The sequence below is a fragment of the Pedobacter sp. 01N310 genome (assembly GCF_056399805.1).
Window position 1 is genome coordinate 336,574 of record NZ_JBFTSB010000004.1, and the last position, 21,542, is coordinate 358,115.

General features: G+C 38.6%; 16 protein-coding genes. 10 read left to right on the top strand and 6 right to left on the bottom strand.

What is annotated here, in order from left to right; all coding sequences use genetic code 11:
- Positions 1–35: 35 nt before the first annotated feature.
- Entirely contained in the window at positions 36–2,453 is a 2,418-nt protein-coding gene (locus tag AC1DNH_RS11395; RefSeq protein ID WP_477578275.1) for an OstA-like protein, read from the bottom strand.
- Positions 2,454–2,518: 65 nt separating this feature from the next.
- Here AC1DNH_RS11395 and tilS point away from each other — a divergent pair, with 65 nt between their 5' ends.
- From tilS to AC1DNH_RS11415, 4 genes are all read left to right on the top strand, one after another.
- On the top strand, positions 2,519–3,850 hold the full coding sequence (gene tilS / locus AC1DNH_RS11400; RefSeq protein WP_477578277.1) for a tRNA lysidine(34) synthetase TilS: 1,332 nt from the start codon (positions 2,519–2,521) through the stop codon (positions 3,848–3,850).
- Positions 3,851–4,339, top strand: coding sequence for a hypothetical protein (locus AC1DNH_RS11405; protein WP_029282618.1), 489 nt, complete (start codon positions 3,851–3,853; stop codon positions 4,337–4,339).
- 135 nt (positions 4,340–4,474) lie between these two features.
- Positions 4,475–5,617: an N-acetyl-alpha-D-glucosaminyl L-malate synthase BshA gene (bshA, locus tag AC1DNH_RS11410; protein ID WP_057931188.1), complete on the top strand. Its 1,143-nt coding sequence runs from the start codon at positions 4,475–4,477 to the stop codon at positions 5,615–5,617.
- A gap of 257 nt (positions 5,618–5,874) precedes the next feature.
- Complete coding sequence (locus tag AC1DNH_RS11415) at positions 5,875–6,321, top strand: KTSC domain-containing protein (RefSeq protein ID WP_029279950.1); 447 nt, start codon at positions 5,875–5,877, stop codon at positions 6,319–6,321.
- Positions 6,322–6,375: 54 nt separating this feature from the next.
- On the opposite strand, the gene AC1DNH_RS11420 is transcribed toward AC1DNH_RS11415, so the two are convergent.
- The 5 genes from AC1DNH_RS11420 to AC1DNH_RS11440 form a co-directional block, all read right to left on the bottom strand.
- Positions 6,376–6,564 (bottom strand): hypothetical protein, encoded by a 189-nt coding sequence (locus tag AC1DNH_RS11420; protein WP_477578280.1) that lies wholly within the window; start codon positions 6,562–6,564, stop codon positions 6,376–6,378.
- Between the two features lie 680 nt (positions 6,565–7,244).
- Positions 7,245–7,538: a GIY-YIG nuclease family protein gene (locus AC1DNH_RS11425; protein ID WP_477578282.1), complete on the bottom strand. Its 294-nt coding sequence runs from the start codon at positions 7,536–7,538 to the stop codon at positions 7,245–7,247.
- Between the two features lie 222 nt (positions 7,539–7,760).
- Positions 7,761–8,255, bottom strand: a complete 495-nt coding sequence (locus tag AC1DNH_RS11430; RefSeq protein WP_477578284.1) for an SRPBCC family protein — start codon at positions 8,253–8,255, stop codon at positions 7,761–7,763.
- Positions 8,256–8,273: 18 nt separating this feature from the next.
- On the bottom strand, positions 8,274–9,383 hold the full coding sequence (locus AC1DNH_RS11435) for a lactonase family protein (RefSeq protein ID WP_477578286.1): 1,110 nt from the start codon (positions 9,381–9,383) through the stop codon (positions 8,274–8,276).
- A gap of 416 nt (positions 9,384–9,799) precedes the next feature.
- Positions 9,800–11,389, bottom strand: a complete 1,590-nt coding sequence (locus tag AC1DNH_RS11440; RefSeq protein WP_477578288.1) for a pseudouridine synthase — start codon at positions 11,387–11,389, stop codon at positions 9,800–9,802.
- A 263-nt stretch (positions 11,390–11,652) separates the two neighbouring features.
- Between AC1DNH_RS11440 and AC1DNH_RS11445 the strand changes: the two genes are divergently transcribed.
- The 6 genes from AC1DNH_RS11445 to AC1DNH_RS11470 all read left to right on the top strand — a co-directional run bounded on the left by AC1DNH_RS11445 (position 11,653) and on the right by AC1DNH_RS11470 (position 21,419).
- Entirely contained in the window at positions 11,653–12,435 is a 783-nt protein-coding gene (locus tag AC1DNH_RS11445; RefSeq protein ID WP_057931183.1) for a lytic transglycosylase domain-containing protein, read from the top strand.
- 342 nt (positions 12,436–12,777) lie between these two features.
- The gene (locus tag AC1DNH_RS11450) at positions 12,778–13,824 is read left to right on the top strand and encodes a 2Fe-2S iron-sulfur cluster-binding protein (protein ID WP_477578290.1); all 1,047 of its coding nucleotides are present in this window, start codon (positions 12,778–12,780) and stop codon (positions 13,822–13,824) included.
- A 391-nt stretch (positions 13,825–14,215) separates the two neighbouring features.
- Entirely contained in the window at positions 14,216–17,113 is a 2,898-nt protein-coding gene (gene uvrA / locus AC1DNH_RS11455; RefSeq protein ID WP_477578292.1) for an excinuclease ABC subunit UvrA, read from the top strand.
- Positions 17,114–17,292: 179 nt separating this feature from the next.
- Positions 17,293–18,060, top strand: a complete 768-nt coding sequence (locus AC1DNH_RS11460; RefSeq protein ID WP_477607658.1) for a TatD family hydrolase — start codon at positions 17,293–17,295, stop codon at positions 18,058–18,060.
- 342 nt (positions 18,061–18,402) lie between these two features.
- Positions 18,403–19,422, top strand: a complete 1,020-nt coding sequence (locus AC1DNH_RS11465) for an asparaginase (protein ID WP_477578341.1) — start codon at positions 18,403–18,405, stop codon at positions 19,420–19,422.
- A gap of 584 nt (positions 19,423–20,006) precedes the next feature.
- On the top strand, positions 20,007–21,419 hold the full coding sequence (locus tag AC1DNH_RS11470) for an MBL fold metallo-hydrolase (RefSeq protein ID WP_477578339.1): 1,413 nt from the start codon (positions 20,007–20,009) through the stop codon (positions 21,417–21,419).
- Positions 21,420–21,542 lie beyond the last annotated feature (123 nt).

The following is a 21,542-nucleotide window of genomic DNA, read 5'->3' on the forward strand; positions in this document are numbered from 1 at the left end:
ATAAATTTAACCATTAATTCAGTGAATAACAAAAACTACATTTTACCAACCACTTTTTTCACCTGTACTGAGTCCTTTTTGGGTAAAATGGGTTTAATGCCAAAATTGGTGGTGTCTGCCGGTTTGGTTTGTGGCAATTTCTTATCCACATTTAAGCTGTCTTTTCCCAATGTGATTTTCGGCTTAACCACAGGTGCTGCTGTTGCTGATTTATTTGTAGGGGCTGTGGTTTTAGCGCCGGCTACAGTTTTACCAGCAACTGCTTTTGCCTTTGCTTTGGGTTTAGGTTTTCCAGACGAGCCAATGGCATCTTTTTTTGATTTTGGGCGTTCGGTAGGTTTCCACGAAAATCCTTTTAAAACATGATCTTTTGCAATCGTGTTTTCCGGATTCAAAGCTCCTTCTATTCCCTTGATATAAACAATTTCCTCAATTGCATTTTCCTTGTCCTTGAAGATGAATTTTATCCTGCTGCTTAGGGTTTGATTCATTTCTTTATACACCTTTGTACTGTCATCCTGGGTATAATAAATACTTTCGGCATTGCCATCCACATATAGGTTCTTGAATTTTCCGTTGGTAAAGAAACCAGTCATTAACCTTCCTTTTATTTGGTTAAATCTTAGCGAATCTTTTGGTGTATTTACTAAAAATGCATTTCTAAATGCCTGTAAATTATTAAGTTTTTTATTCTTGAACTGAACAAAGATGGTATCGCCAACCTGTTGAGAACCTTCTGACCAGATAATCGGATTACTGTAGCAACGTAGCGTAGAATCGGCACTGGTGTAAAAAAGGCTGTCGGTTTTAGCCTGTATATTCGTTTTAAAAATCTTAACGCCGTGGTAAGCCTTAATGATACGCGTTTGAACGGTATCAGCTGGGTTAAATTTGGCTGTATCAGTCTTTAATGCGCCGGTTTTTAAGTTTCCTAGCGCTTTTGTTAAACTATCTTTAATGCCGAATTTTGTTATCTTTTTTTGCAGGCTATCGATTTTTGTTTTTGAAATATCCTTTACAATAGGAGAAGCTTTATCGGCGGTCTTCTTTTGCAGGCTATCGACTTTTGTTTTCGATACATCCTTTACTATCGAATTGGCTTTATCAGTCAGCTTTTTCAGACTATCTGTTTTAAGTTTAGGCAGATTTTTGATAATAGAATCAGCCTTGTTCTTTAAAAGATTGTTTTTCTGCAAACTATCAATGTTAAGCTTGGGCAGATCTTTGCCAAGCGAATCTACTTTCGATTTTACACTATCAATGCTTTTATCCTTCAGGTTAAGCGGATCTTCCGCCACCGCCTCACCCTTATTCTTTTTCTTCCTATCAGCCCTGCTTATTTTTGCGGTGTTGCGTTTGTTTCGGTCGTCTTTTAATGTGCTTTGTGTTTCAGGCTTCTCCTTAGGTTCTGTGGTTCCCTTTTTCTCACCGGTATCTTCATCATCTTCGCCAACCTGGTTGTCGGCTTTAATCGAAATTTTAGGGATTAGCTTTAAGGTTTTTTGTAGCACCATCTGCGTTTCTAAAGTATCGGCACCCATCCATAAACTATCTGGCCTTTTTTTATTCTTCACCATTATAGAATCTTCCGTGCCAATGCCAAGATATGCATTTCGGGTAACCAATGTTCTTTGATCCAGTTTATAATAATAGCCCAAATCACCGAACATCTTCATCTTATCTTTCGTGTCAGAAAAAACAATGTTTTTTACTGCTTTACCAATTCCTTTTTTTCCGAAATAATACAAACTATCACCTTTTAAAGATCTGGTGCCTTGCGTGTATAGGTTTTTCTTTCCAAAAAAAGCATCCTCAGTCATCGTATTATACTGGCCATTTTCGGTGTAAAGATTATCGTCTTTTCCCTTGATATTTGTAGGACCATAAAAATAGGTCCATTTATCCTGAGTATTATAGCTCATCGTATCCGATTTTATGACCGATTGAGGTGTAACTACTACCACATCATATTTAAAGTAGGCTACGTTTCTTTGACTAAAATAATAGCCATTTTTACTCGTTACTGTTACCTCTTGATTTACAATTTTTCCTCCACTGGTATAAGTGCCTATCTTGCTAAGGGTATTGTAGTCTAAAATATTGGTGGTTAAAGTGGATGTTGGGTCTTTCATCACCACATTTCCGGTTAAATGCGCATGTTTTTTATTCCCATCATACTCCAATTGATCTGAATAAATATCAGTGGTAAGCTGGTTGATATGTACATTTTTAAAAGCTTCGAAATAGTTTCGCTCGCTATAAAATACAGCACTATCGCAGGTTAAAGTTGCATTATCTTGTTGGAAAACAGGGTTTCGTAGGTAGTTTACCTTATTCTTAAGATCGCCTGTTATTTTTGTGAACGATACGATTTTAATCTTCGAAGCGGGTCGCTGACCGAATAAAAATACTGGACTGATTAAAAGAAATAAAAAGACAAATAGTTTTTGCACACTACAAAGTTAGTTTTTTGTTCCGAACGTTCGGAATACCAGTTAAAATTAAATATTTTTGGTGGATGTTACCCGTAAAACAATTTCAGGATTTTATTGAACAGCACCAGCTGTTTGTTCGGGCTAACAAGATCCTTTTGGCCGTAAGTGGAGGAAAAGACTCGGTATTAATGTTGCATTTGTTTAAAGCAATAGGCGTTGATATTGGTGTGGCACATTGTAATTTTAATTTACGGGCTGATGAGGCACAACGTGATGAAAGTTTTGTTGCGCTACTGGCCAAAAGTTTAGGATTACCTTTTTATATAACGCATTTTGATACCAAAAAATATGCAGCCGAAAATAAAATTTCTACCCAGATGGCAGCACGCGATCTGCGCTATAACTGGTTTGAAGAAATTAGGCGTAAAGAAGGTTACGATTATATAGCCCTGGCCCAACACCAAAACGATGCGGTAGAAACCGTACTCATTAACCTTACCCGTGGCACAGGCATAAGTGGATTGCATGGCATTTTACCTAAACGTGATTTACTGATCAGACCCTTGCTCTTTTTGAACCGACAGCAGATTGATGAAATTGTAAGGACAAATAACATCGATTTTGTAGAAGATAGCTCGAACGCAAGTACAAATTATACACGGAATAAAATCAGACTACAGGTAGTACCACATCTGCAGGAGATTAACCCTAATCTCGAAAAAACATTTGCCGAAAATATCTCACGCTTTGCTGAATTGGAAGCTTTTTTAAATATCCAGGTTGAGAAACTTGCAAATAAAATCCTAAATAAAAGGAATGATGGCATTTATATTCCTTTGGAGGAGGTTTCGAAATTAAACCCGCAAAAGCTCTTGCTTTACGAGTTACTTAAGCCTTTTAATTTTGGCGAAAATGTAGTGCAGGAAATTTTAGACAGTTTAAAGGCTTTAAGTGGTACACATTTTTTTAGCGCCACACATCAGGCCATTATCAATAGAAGTGATCTGGTTATCGTTGAAAAAAACACATCGGTTACTGCTAATCAGTTTATCCACCCAACAACAGAAAACATTGCTTTTGCTAATGATGAAATATCGTTGAGGTTTACAGATGAAGTGAAATTCGAAATTAACTCGAATAAAGCGTTTGTAAATGCTGATAAATTAATTTTCCCTTTGGTGTTGAGGAATTGGCAAAATGGAGATAAATTTATTCCATTGGGTATGCGTAATCCCAAAAAAGTGAGCGATTATTTTATTGACGAGAAAGTTCCCCTACATTTGAAAAGCGTTACGCCGATTTTGGTTAACGGCAATGGTGAAATTGTTTGGATTGCAGGTATGCGGCAGGATAACCGATATAAATTAACTACAGCAACAAAAAAAGTTGCTATATTCGAACTCAAAATTAAATAAGTGGAAAGCAAATACGCCTATATCGAAAAACAGTACATCGGCCGTGATTATGTCCGTATTTTCATTAGGCTTATTATGGCTGCGTTCTGTTTTGCAGCCTATGTTTATGAGCGGGATCGTGACAATACACAAGACTTGTTCCTCGTTGTAGGCTTCGGGATCATCGGTGTTTCTATGCTTTTACTTTTCCTTATCCAGTACAAAATTGTAGTAGATAATGGCAGTATGATTTTGGATGGTCTTTGGACAACCAAACGTGTTAAGATAGACCTGAATAGTATTGTTGATGTACGTAAGGCAACTTATAGCCGTTATTTTTTCAATAACCCGGTTTACAACCTGCACACAAAAGGTACGATCCGTTTTTATTCATCGGGTAAAGATGCGGTTGTTTTAACCGATCGCGATGGCTTGGAATATTTTATTGGTACCCAAAGGCCTAACGAACTTTTTCTTGTAATAAAAGAAGAAATGCGAAATCTCAAATAATAATTTGAGTGCAATAATTTTCCTACAATCTCTTATAAAATCTCTACTCAATATCTCGTCTTTTTTATTGCAATAAGCCGACACGCATTATAGATTAAAATCGGGTACATTTGCGATAACAACAATACATGTACAATGAAGATAGGAATTGTTTGCTACCCCACTTTTGGCGGTAGTGGAGTAGTTGCAACAGAACTTGGTAAAGCACTTGCTAACGAGGGACATCAGGTTCACTTTATTACTTATAGTCAGCCTGCCAGGCTCGATTTCTTTTCTGCCAACCTGTTTTATCACGAGGTTTCGGTAAGAGATTATCCACTTTTTGATTATGCTCCTTACGAATCGGCACTGGCCAGCAAACTGGTAGATGTTGTCCGTTTTGAACAATTGGATGTATTACACGTTCATTATGCCATTCCACATGCTTCTGCTGCTTTTATGGCGAAACAGATTTTGGCAAGTTATGGTATTCATATTCCGGTGGTAACAACTTTGCATGGTACCGATATTACTTTGGTGGGTAAAGATCCAACTTATAAACCCGTGGTTACCTTTTCTATTAATCAAAGCGACGGTGTAACTACAGTATCAGAAGATTTAAAAGAAGATACTTATAATCATTTCGAGATTACAAAAGAAATTAAGGTAATCCCAAATTTTATAGATTTTTCGCGCTTCAGTTTGCAGGCAAAAGGTCACTTCAAAAAAGCGATCGCGCCAAATAACGAAAGGATTTTAATCCACACCAGTAATTTCAGGAAAGTAAAACGTACGGCTGACGTGATTAGGATTTTCGAAAAAGTACAAGCGGTTATTCCGTCGAAACTATTAATGGTAGGCGATGGGCCAGAGCGTGCTTACGATGAGCAGCTTTGCAGATCGTTGAATATTTGCGAAAATGTAAGGTTTTTAGGTAAGCAAGATGCGGTTGAAGAAATCTTATCGGTTTCAGATCTTTTCTTAATGCCATCAGAATCTGAAAGCTTCGGTTTAGCTGCATTAGAGGCAATGGCTTGTAAAGTGCCGGCAATTACTACAAATGCGGGTGGTTTGCCTGAGCTGAACGTTGACGGATTTTGTGGCTACATGAGCAATGTTGGAGATGTAGATGCAATGGCAGCCCATGCCATTGAAATATTAAAGGATGATGAAACCCTGAATCGTTTCAAAGAAAATGCTTTTGCAAGGGCACAAGATTTTGACCTGAAAAAGATCCTACCTGTTTATGTTAACTATTATAAGGAAGTAATCGAAAACTCATTACAAGCTAAATATTAACAATTTAAGTATCACGTTATATTTAACCACAGATAAAAGGATGCACACAGATGATAAATCCGTGTGCATCTGTTGTTAAAAAACTTAAGTAAGATACAGGAGAACTCGTTAGTTGATGAATCATATCAGCAATATTTAACAAATTAAACTTTCTCAAAATCAAATGATTATAAATCGTATCTTTGCGGCTTGAAACGGTTTTGCAGATAAAGATCCCTAAAATCATTTCGACAAAATTAAAAAAGAGGTTATCCCAAATGAAGAAAATAGTTGATTACAGAAAGCTTTTGAGCGTAGATAAAAATGCTGAGTTAAAAGAGCTTAAATCTGTGTACCGCACATTGATGAAAGATTGTCACCCTGATAAATTTCAGCAGGAAGAAGAGAAATTAGATGCAGAAGCTAGAAGTAAAGAAATTATCGAAGCTTACCATTTCTTGGTAAGTATTGCGCCAGAAACACGCGAACAGAATATCGAAACGTACACGCAAACTACAACATTGTCGAATATTCAGGATTTCGAATACAAACAACAGGTTTTAAATATCCAGTTTTTTGATGGAAGTGCTTACGAATATTTCGATGTGCCAAAAGCAATCTACGTGAAATTGGTTAACGCCGATTCTCCAGGCCGTTTTGCCCGCAGACATATCTTTAATGAATTCCCATATCGCAATGTAGCCAGAGTTGCAGAACCGGCATAATAAGCGACAATATAATATTTGAATGGCCCCAATGAAAATCGGGGCCATTTTTCTTTATTCCCTGATAGCTGATAAAGTTAGTTTTTCTTTATCTTCTGCTTCTTTTAACTCTATTTTTATTTCAATATGGTTTTCTCTTCTATTAGGTGGAGGAATAGGAACACCTCCTCCAAGTCCAAAAGAGGCTAAAAGAATCAGCAATACCAATCCTGTTAGCCTCAGGGCTTTTTTGAACTGTTTCATGTTTCGATAGAATGATGGCTTGTCGGTTAAATAACCAATAGACCTGTAAGTACTAATTAAATAGCCTGATAATGGCTAAAGCTTCAATTAGCTGGTAGGGATTTCAGTGGGGTATTGTGAGATTGTTTCCTGAACAAAAAAGCTTGAAGTATTTGACGTAGGTAAGAATGCTTTAGCGAGTTTTGTTAATTTGGTTTTTACTAACTCATTAAAAGCAGAAATCTGCAGATCGTATTCATTTATCGAAGTGCATGTTTTTCTTGTTGACTTGTTGAAAACACTTGAAGTAGAAAAACTCTTTTGTAATCCAGATACCCATTCTGTTTGAAAAACTGGATTCGATTGAAGGGTGACTGAATTGGCCTGGTTGCTCGAAAATGTGAACAAACTCAGAAACAGGACTAATATTGCCGTCCATTTTAAATGATTTTTTTCTAAGTATGTTGATTTACAATTCATTTCCTTAGCAAAGGTAATATATTTCCGAGATTCGTCATACTGAACTTGTTTCAGTATCTATCATGCTAGTTTGTTGTCATTAAGCCCCTGAAATGAATTCAGAGCGACGGGGAGTGGGCGTTTCGTTATATTGAACTTGTTTCAGTATCTATCATGCTAGTTTGTTGTCATTAAGACCCTGAAATGAATTCAGGGTGACGGATCGAATGGGTATTTCAGCTTTATTCTAGGGTTTCAAACAAATCCTCCCAATTTGAGTTATTTTGATTAATCAGATTAATCTTCCAGGCCCGCTTCCAGTTTTTCAATTGTTTTTCTTTCGCAATGGCTTCTTCAATAGAATCAAACTGCTCGTAATAAACAAGTTTGATACAATTGTATTTGGCTGTAAATGAATCTGGATATTTCTTCTCCCTGTGCTCAACTATCCTGAAATATAAATCGGATGTTACGCCGATATACAAAACCGTATGTGTGTGATTCGTTAATATGTAAACGCAGCCGCCTCGTTCCATAACCTCTGTTGTTCTATTTCATTTCGTTTTCTGGCAATAAAGATGTTGAAATAAATTCAGCAGGACGCTCGCGTAAGATAATGGAACTTAATTTATTTACGCGTTTACTCATATCGTCATACTGAACTTGTTTCAGTATCTATCATGCTATAAAGATCCTCGGCTGAACTCAGGATGACGATCGTGTTTGGTGTTTTTTCTGCTAAAATTGTTTTTCAGTTCTCAATTATTCAGCATGGGCTTAAAGCGGTTATCCTTATTTCTTAAGTCCAAACCACCTTCGTAAACAGATTTTAAATTAACCAAATAAAAACTCCAACCATTATGACAACCTAAGCGAATATTTCTTTTTGCATTTTCATCTAAAGGAATATTCTTTTGCGTCAACTCTACAACTACATACTCAAACTCTTCTCTGAGTTTAATGTCGACCAAACATTCGCCTGCAAAAGTAAATTGAAGTTCATTTTTGTCATTGGCTTCAGTTATGCTCCCTTTTTCAATATCATCATACAGATACCAGATCCATTTGTATTTATCGCCTTTCAATACGTTTTGCGTTTTGTTGAGCAATATGCCGTTTTCGTCAGAGAATTCCGCCTCGCTTAAAAACCATTTCTCAATTTCGCTGGCTTTTGTCCAGGCATTGTACATGTCTTCAAGTTTCGCTTTAACAGCAATCTTGATGGTGAATCTGGTCCAATCGAAGTTTTCCATTGGCTTAATTTTAGGTGATTAATTAAAAACTAAACAAACTGGCGCGCCAACATCAATGCGTTTACCGCTATCGGTTAATTTGCCAGTAATTTTATTTCGCTTGAAGATAACGATGTTGTTGGTGTATTGATGACCGATCAATAGGAAATTTCCAGTCGGATCAATCGTGAAGTTTCTTGGCCCTTTGCCGAGTGTACTGACTGTTTCGATGAATTTCAATTTTCCGGTCGACAGAATTGAAAAGGCAGAAATGCTATTGGCATCTCCGCGGTTGGTTTCGTAAAGAAATTTTCCATCAGCCGAAACATGGATGTCGGCACCATCAATTTTTCCGGTAAAATCTTTTGGCGTAGTACCAATTTCCTGGATTTTGGTTAAACTTCCATTCGAATAGGCGAAAACGGTTATGCTGCCATTAAATTCGTGCGCTAAATAGGCAAATTTCCCATTTGGACTAAAAGTGATGTGCCTAGGACCAGTGCCTGCATTGGTTTTAATTACCGACTTAACGGTTAATATTTTTTCTTTTGAGGTAGGGTTATAGTTGTAGATGTAAGTTTGATCTTCACCCAGATCGTTAACAATTAAATATTTGTGATCTGGCGTAAATTTAACCATATGTACATGCGCACTCTCTTGTCTGCCTTTAGGATCAATGCTTTTTCCGGTATGTTTAATCACTTGCAAAGCTTCTGTTAAGGCACCGTCAGTCTTGCGTGCGAATACCGCTAAACTGCCTCCACTATAATTCGCAACAATAACATTTTTGGCATCAACGGTAATAAAACAAGGATCGGCACCGTGGCTGTCTACCTTATTTAAAAAAGTTAAAGCACCTGTTGTTGCGTTGTATTTAAAAGCACTGACTGTGCTGGTGGCTCCGGTTTCATTAACCACGTAAACAAATTTCTGATCTGGAGAAACGGCCAGATAACTCGGGTTGGCTGTGTTTTTTGTGATGCTTTTTACCGTTGTAGCTGCGGTTGAACTATTAAAGTTGTAAGTATAGATTCCTTCGCTTTTTCCAGGTGCGGTATAGGTGCCAACAATAAGGTTGTAATTGGTTTTTTGCGCAAATGTTAGCGTTGATAGTATAGAAAGTATAAATACTGAACTAATTTTTTTCATGAAAAACGATGTTGATTTTGACAAATATGGGGAATTAAAATGTAATTAGCCACGGAGGCACGGAAGAGCACGGAAATTAATTTCCATTTAATAAACCGTTTTCATTGTTCTTAATTTACTTTGGAATCGTAAAATGTAATTTGCAATTGAGATGCAATAATGTTGGGCTATCCTCAAATTGGACTATACTACCATTGATGGATTCCAAAGAACGGTCGTCTTTCCCGCGCAGGCGGGAATCTTAATGCAACCTACAAACCCAACTAAGGCATTACGATTCCCAATCAAGTTGAGAATGACGATGCGTGGTACCTGTAATATCCACTCCAATGTTTTTCTGAAAAAATTGATTGCTCAGGATAACAATTTTTTTTAATAAGCAACAAAAAAGGCAACCATTGGTTGCCTTTTACGTATTATTTTATCAGATGTTTAATCTGGATCAATTCATGATCTTCAAGATAGCGCCATCTGCCACGTGGTAAATCTTTCTTAGTCAGATTACCATATACTACACGGTCTAATTTTTCTACATTGTAACCCAGGTGTTCGAAAATACGACGAACAATTCTGTTTTTACCACTATGGATCTGGATGCCGATTTCTTTTTTGGTTCCACCCGCAACGTAAGAAATGTTATCGGGTTTAATCAATCCGTCTTCCAGCTCTAAACCAAAAGCAATTTTGTTTAAATCGCCTTGTGATAAAGCTTTATCCAGCTCAATATTATAAATTTTGGTGATACCGTTTTTAGGATGCGATAATTTATCTGCTAAATCACCATCGTTTGTCATCAACAATAAACCTGTTGTATTACGGTCTAAACGGCCAACTGGGTAAATACGCTCGCGGCTCGCCTTGTCAACCAATTGCATTACGGTACGGCGTTCTTGTGGATCGTCGGTAGTGGTGATGTAATCTTTTGGTTTGTTTAATAAAACGTAAACTTTTTTCTCGCGTTTCAATAGCTCGCCGTTATAACGTACTAAATCTTTCGCTGGATCAACTTTATGTCCTAATTCGGTAATGGCTTCTCCGTTTACGGTAATAATGCCGGCAGCAATTAGCTCATCAGCTTTACGGCGAGAGCAGATACCTGCATTTGAAATATATCTGTTAAGGCGAATTAAGCCTTTCTCTTCATTTGTTTTGCGGCCTTGGGCAATTACAGTGCGCTCTGGGCGGTTAAACTCTGTATCTCTTGGCTGAGCATCCTCGCGTTTTCTAAACGGACGGGTATCGCCTTCTCTCGGTTCTCTAGGTTTTACATCTCTTGAACTTCCAGCACTTGGCTTGAAATCATCAGATTTGCCTCTTGATTTGTAATCTTTATAGCCACCTTCTCTCGGTTTGAAATCTCTTGGTCCACCATCTTTCGATTTGAAATCACGGTCTCCCGTTCTTGGCTTGTAATCTCTTGATCCGCCTTCTCTAGGTTTAAAGTCGCGGTCGCCAGTTCTCGGTTTAAAATCTCTCGAATCTCCATCCTTAGATTTGAAATCGCGTTCTCCTGTTCTTGGCTTATAATCTCTTGCACCACCTTCTCTTGGTTTAAAATCTCTGTCTCCTGTTCTCGGTTTGTAATCTCTTGATCCTCCCTCTCTCGATTTGAAATCACGATCTCCAGTTCTTGGCTTGTAATCTCTCGATCCACCTTCTCTTGGCTTGAAACTGCGGTCTTCTGATTTTGAGTTGTTATCTTTTGATTTAAACTCGCGGTCTCCAAATTTGAAACCTGTTGATTCTCCATCTTTCGATTTAAAATTACGGTCTCCTGTTCTTGGCCTGAAGTCTTTTTTGTCTCCGAAAGATTTTGATTTGAAATCTTTACCCTCTGAGCTTCTAGGTTTGAAGCCGTCTTTAGAATCGGATGATTTTTTGAATTTGCTGTCTTTGTCGTCTGATCTTCTTCTCTCAGACCCGGCCGAACTACTTCTGCCTTCTGTTTTCCGACTGCCTGGTTTGGACTTGTCATCCCGACTGTTCCTGTTGTTTTTATTTATCATGATACGCTTTTAGCCGCATTAAAAATGCGGGTTGCAAATTTATGAAAAATTGATGAACATAACAATTTTAAGAGCGAAAAAATTAGATAAAAAAATAGCCTCTAAAATAGGAAAATTACGCTGAAAATCAAAATTTAAAATCCACGTTTAAAGTGCTTTAGGGGCTGATTTTTGGGGTTAGTTTTGTAACTATTTGATAATGTGCTTATTATTTTTTACCTTTGCCAACGTTTTTATATAAGTTCACCAAAAAAAGGAGGAAAATGTTAAAGAAACACATCGTACCATTTGCGGTAGTGGCAACACTATTTATCTTGGCAAAAGTGTTCGCTTACCAAATGCCCTTAGCACAAAAAAGTCTTTTAAAAGAAGAAAAATTAAACACTACAATACCCAAATCTGATAGCCTGGAAGTTGAAAATGCGGAAAAGCCGCTATCTTTAATGGCACAGTTAAATTTTGCCGAAGAAACCCTGCCGTTAGGCGATAAAAAGGTAGAACGCAAAATGAAAAAAATCCTTGCAGCACACACTTACGGAAATACCCAAACCAATAAATTGCATGCAAAAGCAGCAAAATGGTTTCCTGTAATTGAGCCTATTCTTGCTGCCTACGGAATTCCAAACGATTTTAAGTATTTGGCCCTGGTCGAATCTGGAATGGCGGAAGGAGTTTCTCCAAAAGGTGCAGCCGGAATCTGGCAGTTTATGCCTGGCACAGCCCGTACCTATGGATTAAGAGTAAACGGAAATGTTGATGAACGCTATAATTTGCGTAAATCGACCATCGCTGCCTGCAAATACATTAAAGAAATGTATAAAGGTTTAGAAAGCTGGACATTGGTAGCTGCGGCTTACAATGTTGGCGACGGACGTCTGCGCAAGCAGATCAATAATCAAAATCAAGACAATTACTACAAAATGAAGCTGAACCGCGAAACCGGAGGCTATGTTTATAAAGTGATTTCTATGAAACAGATTATGGAACATCCGAAACGTTACGGTTACGAAAAACCGAGAGTATTATTGGCCTACAACGCCGAATAATATAATTAAGATAAAGACAAGCATTTGGTAAGGCGTCCCGGTTTTAAATCGGGACGCTTTTTTTATGAAGGCGATTGCACAGATGTTGGATTACACAAATTTGTTTTGCTAACCAATGAACCAATGGCAAATAAACCAATGAACTTTATTGCCACGGAAACACCGAAACCACGGAGTTGTTTTTCTGCACGGTGCTAACTAATGAACAAACGGCAATTGAACCAATAAACATTTAGCCACGGAAACACAGATTAGCACGGAGATACTTCTGCATTATGCTAACCAATGAACTAATGACCAATGAACGATTGAACTAATAAATCAATTTCCTTTCTTTGTATTATGTTCAAACTGCGCATCAATAAAATCATAAATCAGCCTGGTGATAATATTACTTTTCAGTTTGAGGAGGTAGATCAACAATATCCAAAGTATTTGGCAGGTCAGTTTATTTCATTGATTTTTCAGGGAAAACATAAGGAAATAAGGCGGTCGTATTCTTTTAACAGCTCGCCAGATGTGGATGAGCCTTTGGCTATTACAGTAAAAAGGGTAGAAAATGGAGAGATTTCGAGATTTTTACACCATAAAACTTCGGTAAATGATATTCTATTGGCGCAAGAGCCTCAAGGGATGTTCTGCTACTTGCCAGAAGAAAACCTGAAACGCGATCTTTTTCTGTTCGCTGCAGGAGTGGGGATTACTCCATTATTCTCGATTTTGAAAACAGCATTGGTGCGTGAGAAAAAATCGTTGGTTACACTGGTATATAGTAACCGATCAATGGAGGATGCATTATTTTATGATGAGCTGAACGAATGGCAAAAGAAATATCCGGATAGGTTAAAGATTGTTTGGGTTTTCAGCAATAGCAAAAACCTAATGACGGCCCGCCTAAACAAATTCTATATCGAAAAGCTACTCAAAGAACATTTGCATTTTGATCGGAATGATGCGCTGTTTTACAGCTGTGGCCCGATAATTTATATGGATTTATGCCGGATTACTTTGCTGGGCATGGGTTTCGATATCAAACAGATTAAAAGAGAAACCTTTGTATTGCCAGAAGATGAGGTGGATGAGGATGATGGTTCGGCAGAAAAGCTTGTCGATAAAAACACTTATTCGGTAATTTTAAACTTTAGAGGGGAAACTTATAACCTTGAAGTGCCCTGGCCAAAAAGAATTTTAGATGTTGCGCTGGAAAATAAAATCAAACTCCCTTATAGTTGTCGCGGGGGTGTATGTAGTACCTGTGTGGCCAATTGCACCAAAGGTGGGGTAAGGATGGATTACAATGAGGTGCTTACTGATGATGAGTTGGAAAGAGGCAGGGTTTTGGTTTGTACCGGACATCCGACAGAGAATGGAACGACGATAGAGTGGTAGGTTGGTTTATTAGCCATTGGTTCATTGGTTCGCATGGTGCCCACAGGTGTGTCGTCATCTCGAGCGGAGAGCAGCGGAGTCGAGAGATCTTTTTTAAGATGCTTATTAGGTTGCATTGGGTAAGGAGCTTAAAATTTTAAAAGTTCTCTAAAAATACAAAACCATTGTATCGTTTACAGCGTTTGTGAAGTATGGCGAAAACTTTTTTTAGCCTTTTAATCTGTATCTTCTGTTTACGTCTGATTTCCTACGAAATAGAAGTCGACATTATGACAATTAATCCTTAATCAAGATTGCATTAGACTTTCATTTTGATAAAATTTTTAGCATTTTTGCGGATTGAAATTTTGTCTTTTGAAAGGCTCAATTTTGCCTCCAACTTTTAATAAATATGAGCAATAAATCTATCGACCTCGGCGAGCAAAAAGATGTAGAAGTATATGGTGCGAGGGTACATAATTTAAAGAATATAGATGTCAGTTTTCCACGCAACCAACTTGTTGTAATAACAGGGTTAAGCGGAAGCGGTAAATCTTCGTTGGCTTTTGATACCATTTACGCGGAAGGACAGCGCCGCTATATGGAAACATTTAGTGCCTATAGCCGCCAGTTTATGGGCGGGATGGAGCGCCCTGATGTAGATAAGGTTTCGGGATTGAGCCCGGTTATTGCCATTGAGCAAAAAACCACCAGTAAAAACCCGCGCTCTACCGTAGGTACCATTACCGAGATTTACGATTTTATGCGTTTACTTTATGCACGTGTTGCCGATGCCTATTCGTACAATACTGGCGAGAAGATGGAGCGCATGAGCGAAGACCAGATCCTGCAGAATATCTTTAATAAATTTGATGGTGTTGCAGTAAATATTCTTGCGCCTGTTGTTAAAGGTAGAAAGGGGCATTACCGCGAGCTTTTCGAGCAGATCCGTAAACAAGGCTATGTAAAGGTTCGTGTAGATGGAGAAATAAAGGATATTTCTGCTAAAATGCAGGTAGACCGTTATAAAATTCACGATATCGAAGTGGTGATTGACCGTTTGATCATTGATGTGAAGGATAAAAAACGCTTGCTAGATTCGTTGCAGATTGCGATGAAAATGGGTAAAGGTGTGATCAAAATCAGCGATAAAGATAATAACGTTGCGCATTTCAGTAAGTTTTTGATGTGCCCAACCACAGGTATTTCTTACGATGAACCTCAACCGAACAGTTTTTCATTCAACTCACCATATGGTGCCTGCGAACGTTGTGACGGTTTAGGTTATATCTTCGTGGTGGATAAAGAATCAGTGATTCCAAACCCAAAGCTGAGTATTTTAAACGGTGGTTTGGCTCCATTAGGCGAATATCGTGATATCTGGATGTTCCAGGTATTAAAAGCGCTGGCCAAAAAATATAATTTCTCGCTTTCTACCCCAATTGAAAAACTGGGTGATGATATCATCAATATTATCCTAAACGGTACACACGATCTGATCAATGTGGCTGTTGAGTACAATAAATGGAACGTTCAGAATTATAATATCACTTTCGATGGTATTATTAAAATGCTCGAAGAGCAGAACGAAAAACGGGGTGAGGCTGCGGTTGATGATATGGAAACTTTCCGTAAACTGAAAACCTGTCCGGAGTGTAACGGCGCACGACTTAAAAAAGAAAGCCTGCATTTCAAAGTTGATGGCAAGAACATTTTCGAACTGTCATCAATGGATATTTTCAACCTGAATATCTGGTTCGAAAAAGTAGATGAACGACTTACCGACCGTCAGAATATTATTGCAAAGGAAATTTTAAAAGAGATTAAAGCCAGGATCGGTTTCTTAACAGATGTTGGTTTAACCTATTTAACGCTCGATAGGACAGCCCGTACGCTTTCAGGCGGTGAGGCACAACGGATCCGTTTGGCTACGCAGATCGGTTCTCAATTGATGAATGTAATGTACATCCTCGATGAGCCAAGTATCGGTTTGCACCAGCGCGATAACGAACGTTTAATCAATGCGCTTAAAAATCTCCGTGATCTTGGAAATACCGTTTTGGTGGTAGAACACGATAAGGACATGATTCTGGAGGCCGATTGGGTAATTGATGTTGGTCCTGGAGCAGGTATCCACGGCGGAACGGTAGTTGCAGAAGGAACTGCCGCACAGATCCTGAAGTCGAATACCTTAACTGCCGATTACCTGAACGGCAAAAAGAAAATTGAAACGCCAAAAGTCCGTAGAAAAGGAAATGGACATAAATTGTCTATCATAAAAGCTACCGGGCATAATTTAAAAGAAGTTTCAGTAGATTTTCCTTTGGGTAAATTTATTGCCGTAACCGGAGTTTCGGGTAGTGGTAAATCGAGTTTGATTACCGAGACTTTATATCCGATTTTAAATCACCATTTCTTTAGGGCGAAAAAACAACCTTTGCCTTACGAGAAAATTAACGGATTGAAAGAAATTGATAAGGTAATTGAAATCGATCAGGCACCTATCGGCAGAACACCTCGTTCTAATCCATCTACTTATACCGGAGTCTTCTCCGACATCAGAAACTTGTTTGTACAGCTGCCCGAGGCCAAAATCCGTGGTTACAAACCCGGCCGTTTTTCTTTTAACGTAAAAGGTGGCCGTTGCGAAACCTGTCAAGGTGCTGGTTTAAAGGTGATTGAGATGAATTTCTTGCCTGATGTACAGGTGCCTTGTGAAGAATGTGGTGGAAAAAGATATAATAGAGAAACCTTAGAAGTTCGTTTCAGGGGAAAATCGATCAGTGATGTGCTGGATATGAGTATCGAAGATGCCTGTAATTTCTTCGAAAATATCCCGATCATCTATAGGAAGATCAAAACATTGAAAGATGTTGGTTTAGGTTATATCACTTTAGGACAATCATCGGTTACTTTATCGGGTGGCGAGGCGCAGCGGGTTAAATTGGCTACAGAGCTTTCTAAAAAAGATACCGGAAAAACCTTCTATATTTTAGATGAGCCTACAACAGGGCTCCACTTCGAAGATATTAATGTGCTTTTAGGCGTATTGCAAGAACTGGTTGATAAAGGAAATACGATTTTGGTAATTGAACACAATTTAGATGTGGTTAAAGTTGCCGATTGGGTGATCGATTTAGGCGAGGAAGGCGGTGCTGGTGGCGGAAGGATTTTATTCGAAGGTACACCAGAAGGTTTAATCCAGAACCCGATCAGTTTAACCGGAAAGTTTTTGAAAAAGGAAATGGCTTTAGAGTCCGAGGTCGGCAGTTTGAAGTCTGAGGTCAAAGCGTCTAAGAAGAAGAAATAGTCTGAGGTTGGAGGTCAGAAAGACCGAGATTACAGGTTTTAAGCGATCGTCACCCTGATCCGATAGCTATCGGATTTGTTTCAGGGTCTTTATGTACAAATAGATGCTGAATCAAGTTCAGCATGACGAACAACTTAAGCCCCATTTCAATCGTACATTACCCATTTTACATTATAAACATGCTTTTTACCGATACCCATACCCATTTATATTACGAGCAGGATGCCGAGAAACAAGCGCAGTTAATGGAACGCTGTTTCGAGAATAACGTTAACCGTTTATTTTTGCCTAATGTTGATGTAAAATCAATTGCCATGATAGATGATCTGGTGGCGAAATATCCGGCAAATTGTTTTGCAATGGCAGGTTTACATCCTTGTGATGTGAAGGAAGATTATCTTGCTCAATTGGACGAAATTTACAATAGCATTTCCGGTCGGAAAATTTATGCCATTGGTGAGATCGGGATCGATCTGTATTGGGATAAAACTACCTTGGCCATTCAGCAAGATGCTTTTCGCAAACAGATTGGCTGGGCAAAAGATTTAGGTTTGCCGATTGTGATCCATTGTCGCGAGGCTTTTGATGAGGTTTTCGAGTTACTGGAAAGTGAAAGGGACGAAAAACTGCGCGGTATTTTTCATTGTTTTACTGGTAATTTAGCGCAGGCTAAACAGGCCATCGACTTAAATTTTTATTTAGGCATTGGTGGTGTAGTTACCTATAAAAAAGCTGGATTGGATCTGGTATTATCAGAAATTCCTTTAGCTAATGTAGTTTTAGAGACTGATTCACCTTATTTGGCGCCAGTTCCTTTCCGTGGAAAGCCTAATGAAAGCAGTTATTTGATTTATATTGCCCAAAAACTGGCCGATATTTATGGCACTCCTATTGAAGAAATTGCGGATGTAACCACAGAGAATTCGAAGAAAATTTTTGGGGTTTAAATGTTATTATCCTTATTCGGCAAATTTTAGCGGTTCGTCATTCCCAACTTGATTGGGAATCGTAATGCAATAGCTTTAAGATTCCCGCATGCGCGGGAATGACGCTTAAGTTTTAGATTCTGTCGTTGTAATTTTTATTTTAGCATCTTTCTTTCTGGATCCTGAAACAAGTTCAGGATGACGACAATATTGTATTTCTTTTATTTTAAAATAAGCACATAAAATTTATCATTTTGACAATTTTTTAGCGTTTTTTAGCTTTTTTGTTGCTAATTTAAAAATATCGTCCGATCATTTGTAAATTTTTAGTTTCTTTGCGGTGAGCAACCTTCACCCAACCAAATGACCAAAATACTTATAATTTATACCGGCGGTACTATCGGTATGGTTAACGATCCTACAAATGGGATGTTAATTCCATTTGATTTTCAGCAGATAAAAGAAAACGTTCCTGAGTTAAACCGTTTAGACTACGATTTAGATGTGCATTCCTTCAATCCGGTATTGGATTCTTCAAACATGGATCCTGAAATATGGAAAACATTAGCCGAACTCGTTTATCATAAATACGATCAGTACGATGGTTTTGTTATTCTCCACGGATCTGATACCATGGCCTTCACCGCATCGGCATTGAGTTTTATGCTCGAAAATCTAGCTAAACCAGTTGTTTTAACCGGTTCGCAACTCCCTATTGGCGAAATCAGGACTGACGCCAAAGAGAATTTAATTACCGCTCTAGAGATTGCAGCAACCAAAGAAGATGGAAAAGCACTTTTTCCAGAGGTTTGCATTTATTTTGATTCCCAGTTATTTAGGGGCAATCGCTCTATAAAGTACAACAGCGAAAAGTTCGAAGCTTTCCGTTCGCCAAATTACCCGATACTTGCCGAAGCGGGCGTTCACCTGCAGTTTTACAGAAATTATATTCTTAAAGCACCGAAAGGAGAATTAAAATTACACACCAATTTTAATTCTAATATCGGGGTGCTGAAATTATACCCTGGAATAACGCCACAGGCGGTTCAGGCGATTACAGATTCTAAGGTAGACGCCATTATTTTAGAAACTTTTGGCTCAGGTAATACAACAACCGCACAATGGTTTTTAGATAGTTTGCGTCAGGCTATTTTGAATGGAAAGATAATCATCGATATCTCTCAGTGTAAAAAAGGATCTGTACAATTGGGACGTTACGAAACCAGTAGAGAATTGTTGAAAATGGGCATTTTAAGTGGCTACGACTTAACTTTCGAGGCTACAGTTACAAAGCTAATGTTTGTAATGGGCTTGGGCTTGTCAATAGAAGAAAGCCGAAAATTAATGGAAGAATCGCTAAGGGGTGAATTGACTAAAGATTAGTGCTAGTCGGGATTTGTAATCCCGTTTACAGAACTACGGATTTAATCCTGAAGTGTAGGGTTATTTTCATCGTTTTTGGAAATGATGGGTTCTGTTATAATGGCACGCTTAGTCCTGCTACCGCTTCAAGCCCTTCCCGATGAATCGGGATACCTCAGTCCGGGCTTTACGCTTTATCAGGTTTAGCAACATGGGTCGTTGCATAAATTCTGAAATTGCGATAGATCCGCGTTAGGGATTGTAAGGGTTTAGTACCGATTAAGCATCTGTTTTTATTTAATCACGGTATGCTTGCTTGTTTCACAGGTCTTCATCGGTACCGGAGCGAAGCGCAGCCCTGAAAAAGCCCGACCCTTTCCCGATTCATCGGGATTAGGGTAACGCCCAAATCAATTGCAGTTGACAATTCTCAGTTAGCAGTTTTGCATTACAGTAAGTAAAACTTCTGCAATTATGACCGACATCATTTCGGTTATAAGTATTTAGCGCTATTTTTGCTGTAATAGATCCGTCATGCTGAACTTGTTTCAGCATCTTTCTGGTAAGACCCTGAAATAAATTCAGGGTGACGTTGCGAAGAAAACATGAAAATAGAACAAATATATACAGGTTGCCTGGCAGAAGCCGCTTATTACATCGAAAGTAATGGCGAAGCTGCAATTATTGATCCGCTAAGAGAGGTTGGAACGTATTTAAAGAAAGCTGAAAAAGCAGGAGCCACCATTAAATATATTTTTGAAACGCATTTTCATGCCGATTTTGTTTCCGGACATGTAGATCTGGCAGAGAAATCTGGTGCCGAAATTATCTATGGCCCAACCGCTAAAACCGGGTTTAAATCGCACATTGCCAAAGATGGTGAGCAGTTTAAAATTGGAAACGTAACCATTACCGCTTTACATACTCCCGGGCATACTTTAGAATCGACTACTTATCTGCTAAGAGATGAAAATGGGAAAGATCACTGCATTTTTAGTGGCGATACCTTATTTATTGGCGATGTTGGTCGACCTGATTTAGCGCAAAAAGGCCATTTAACCATGGAAGATTTAGCGGGAATGCTTTACGATTCGTTAAATGAAAAAATAAAGCCCTTAGCTGATGATGTAATTGTTTACCCGGCGCATGGTGCAGGTTCTGCCTGTGGCAAAAGCATGAGTAAAGAAACTTTCGATACTTTAGGGCACCAAAAGGAAGTAAATTACGCTTTAAAAGCCGAAACAAAAGAGCAATTCATTGCAGAAGTAACAGATGGCATTTTGCCACCACCACAATATTTTGCTAAAAATGCTGCCATTAATAAAGGTGGGGTGGAAAGTATTGATGAGGTTTACGAGAAAGGATTAAACGCTTTAACCCCGCAAGCTTTTGAAGATACTGTAAACCAAACAGGGGCAATTATGCTCGATACCCGCGATCCGCAGGTTTTTGCAAAAGGTTTTATTCCAAATTCGATCAATATTGGCCTTAACGGACAGTTTGCACCCTGGGTTGGTGCTTTGATTACCGATTTACAGCAGCCAATTTTACTGATTACCGATCAGGGTAAAGAAGAAGAAACCATTACCCGCTTAACCCGCGTAGGATACGATAGTACCATAGGCTATTTAGATGGTGGTTTCGAAAGGTGGACAGATGCTGGTAAGGAAATCGATACTATTGAATCAATCTCTGCCGAAGCATTTGAAACAGCTAGTCTTAACGGCGAAATTACAGCACTTGATGTACGCAAACCAGGTGAATATGAAGCAGAACATCTGGAATTTACGCTGAGCCGGCCGTTAGATTTTATTAACGACTGGACTGGCGAGATTAATCCAAAATCTACCTATTATATTCACTGTGCAGGTGGCTACCGATCAATGATTGCTGCTTCCATCTTAAAATCACGTGGAGTAGAAAATGTGATTGATGTTGCAGGCGGTTACGGCGCAATTAAAAATACCGGTTTAAAAAGAACCGATTTCGCCTGCCCAAGCAAAGCAATGAAAGTTTAATAAATAAAAGAGATCGTCATTTCGAACGGAACACAGTGCAGTCGAGAAATCTATGCTAACAGATATCTCCATTCCGCGGTGCTGCAGTCGAGATGACGACCACTCTTTAAGCGAAATAAAAAC

Bases quoted from the DNA above. Each gene is read 5' to 3' on its own strand.
- AC1DNH_RS11425 (WP_477578282.1), bottom strand. From the start codon at position 7,538: ATGGAACGAGGCGGCTGCGTTTACATATTAACGAATCACACACATACG.
- AC1DNH_RS11450 (WP_477578290.1), top strand. From the start codon at position 12,778: ATGTTCAAACTGCGCATCAATAAAATCATAAATCAGCCTGGTGATAAT.
- uvrA (WP_477578292.1), top strand. From the start codon at position 14,216: ATGAGCAATAAATCTATCGACCTCGGCGAGCAAAAAGATGTAGAAGTA.
- bshA (WP_057931188.1), top strand. From the start codon at position 4,475: ATGAAGATAGGAATTGTTTGCTACCCCACTTTTGGCGGTAGTGGAGTA.
- AC1DNH_RS11430 (WP_477578284.1), bottom strand. From the start codon at position 8,255: ATGGAAAACTTCGATTGGACCAGATTCACCATCAAGATTGCTGTTAAA.
- AC1DNH_RS11440 (WP_477578288.1), bottom strand. From the start codon at position 11,389: ATGATAAATAAAAACAACAGGAACAGTCGGGATGACAAGTCCAAACCA.
- AC1DNH_RS11420 (WP_477578280.1), bottom strand. From the start codon at position 6,564: ATGAAACAGTTCAAAAAAGCCCTGAGGCTAACAGGATTGGTATTGCTG.
- tilS (WP_477578277.1), top strand. From the start codon at position 2,519: ATGTTACCCGTAAAACAATTTCAGGATTTTATTGAACAGCACCAGCTG.
- AC1DNH_RS11435 (WP_477578286.1), bottom strand. From the start codon at position 9,383: ATGAAAAAAATTAGTTCAGTATTTATACTTTCTATACTATCAACGCTA.
- AC1DNH_RS11445 (WP_057931183.1), top strand. From the start codon at position 11,653: ATGTTAAAGAAACACATCGTACCATTTGCGGTAGTGGCAACACTATTT.
- AC1DNH_RS11470 (WP_477578339.1), top strand. From the start codon at position 20,007: ATGAAAATAGAACAAATATATACAGGTTGCCTGGCAGAAGCCGCTTAT.
- AC1DNH_RS11460 (WP_477607658.1), top strand. From the start codon at position 17,293: ATGCTTTTTACCGATACCCATACCCATTTATATTACGAGCAGGATGCC.
- AC1DNH_RS11415 (WP_029279950.1), top strand. From the start codon at position 5,875: ATGAAGAAAATAGTTGATTACAGAAAGCTTTTGAGCGTAGATAAAAAT.
- AC1DNH_RS11465 (WP_477578341.1), top strand. From the start codon at position 18,403: ATGACCAAAATACTTATAATTTATACCGGCGGTACTATCGGTATGGTT.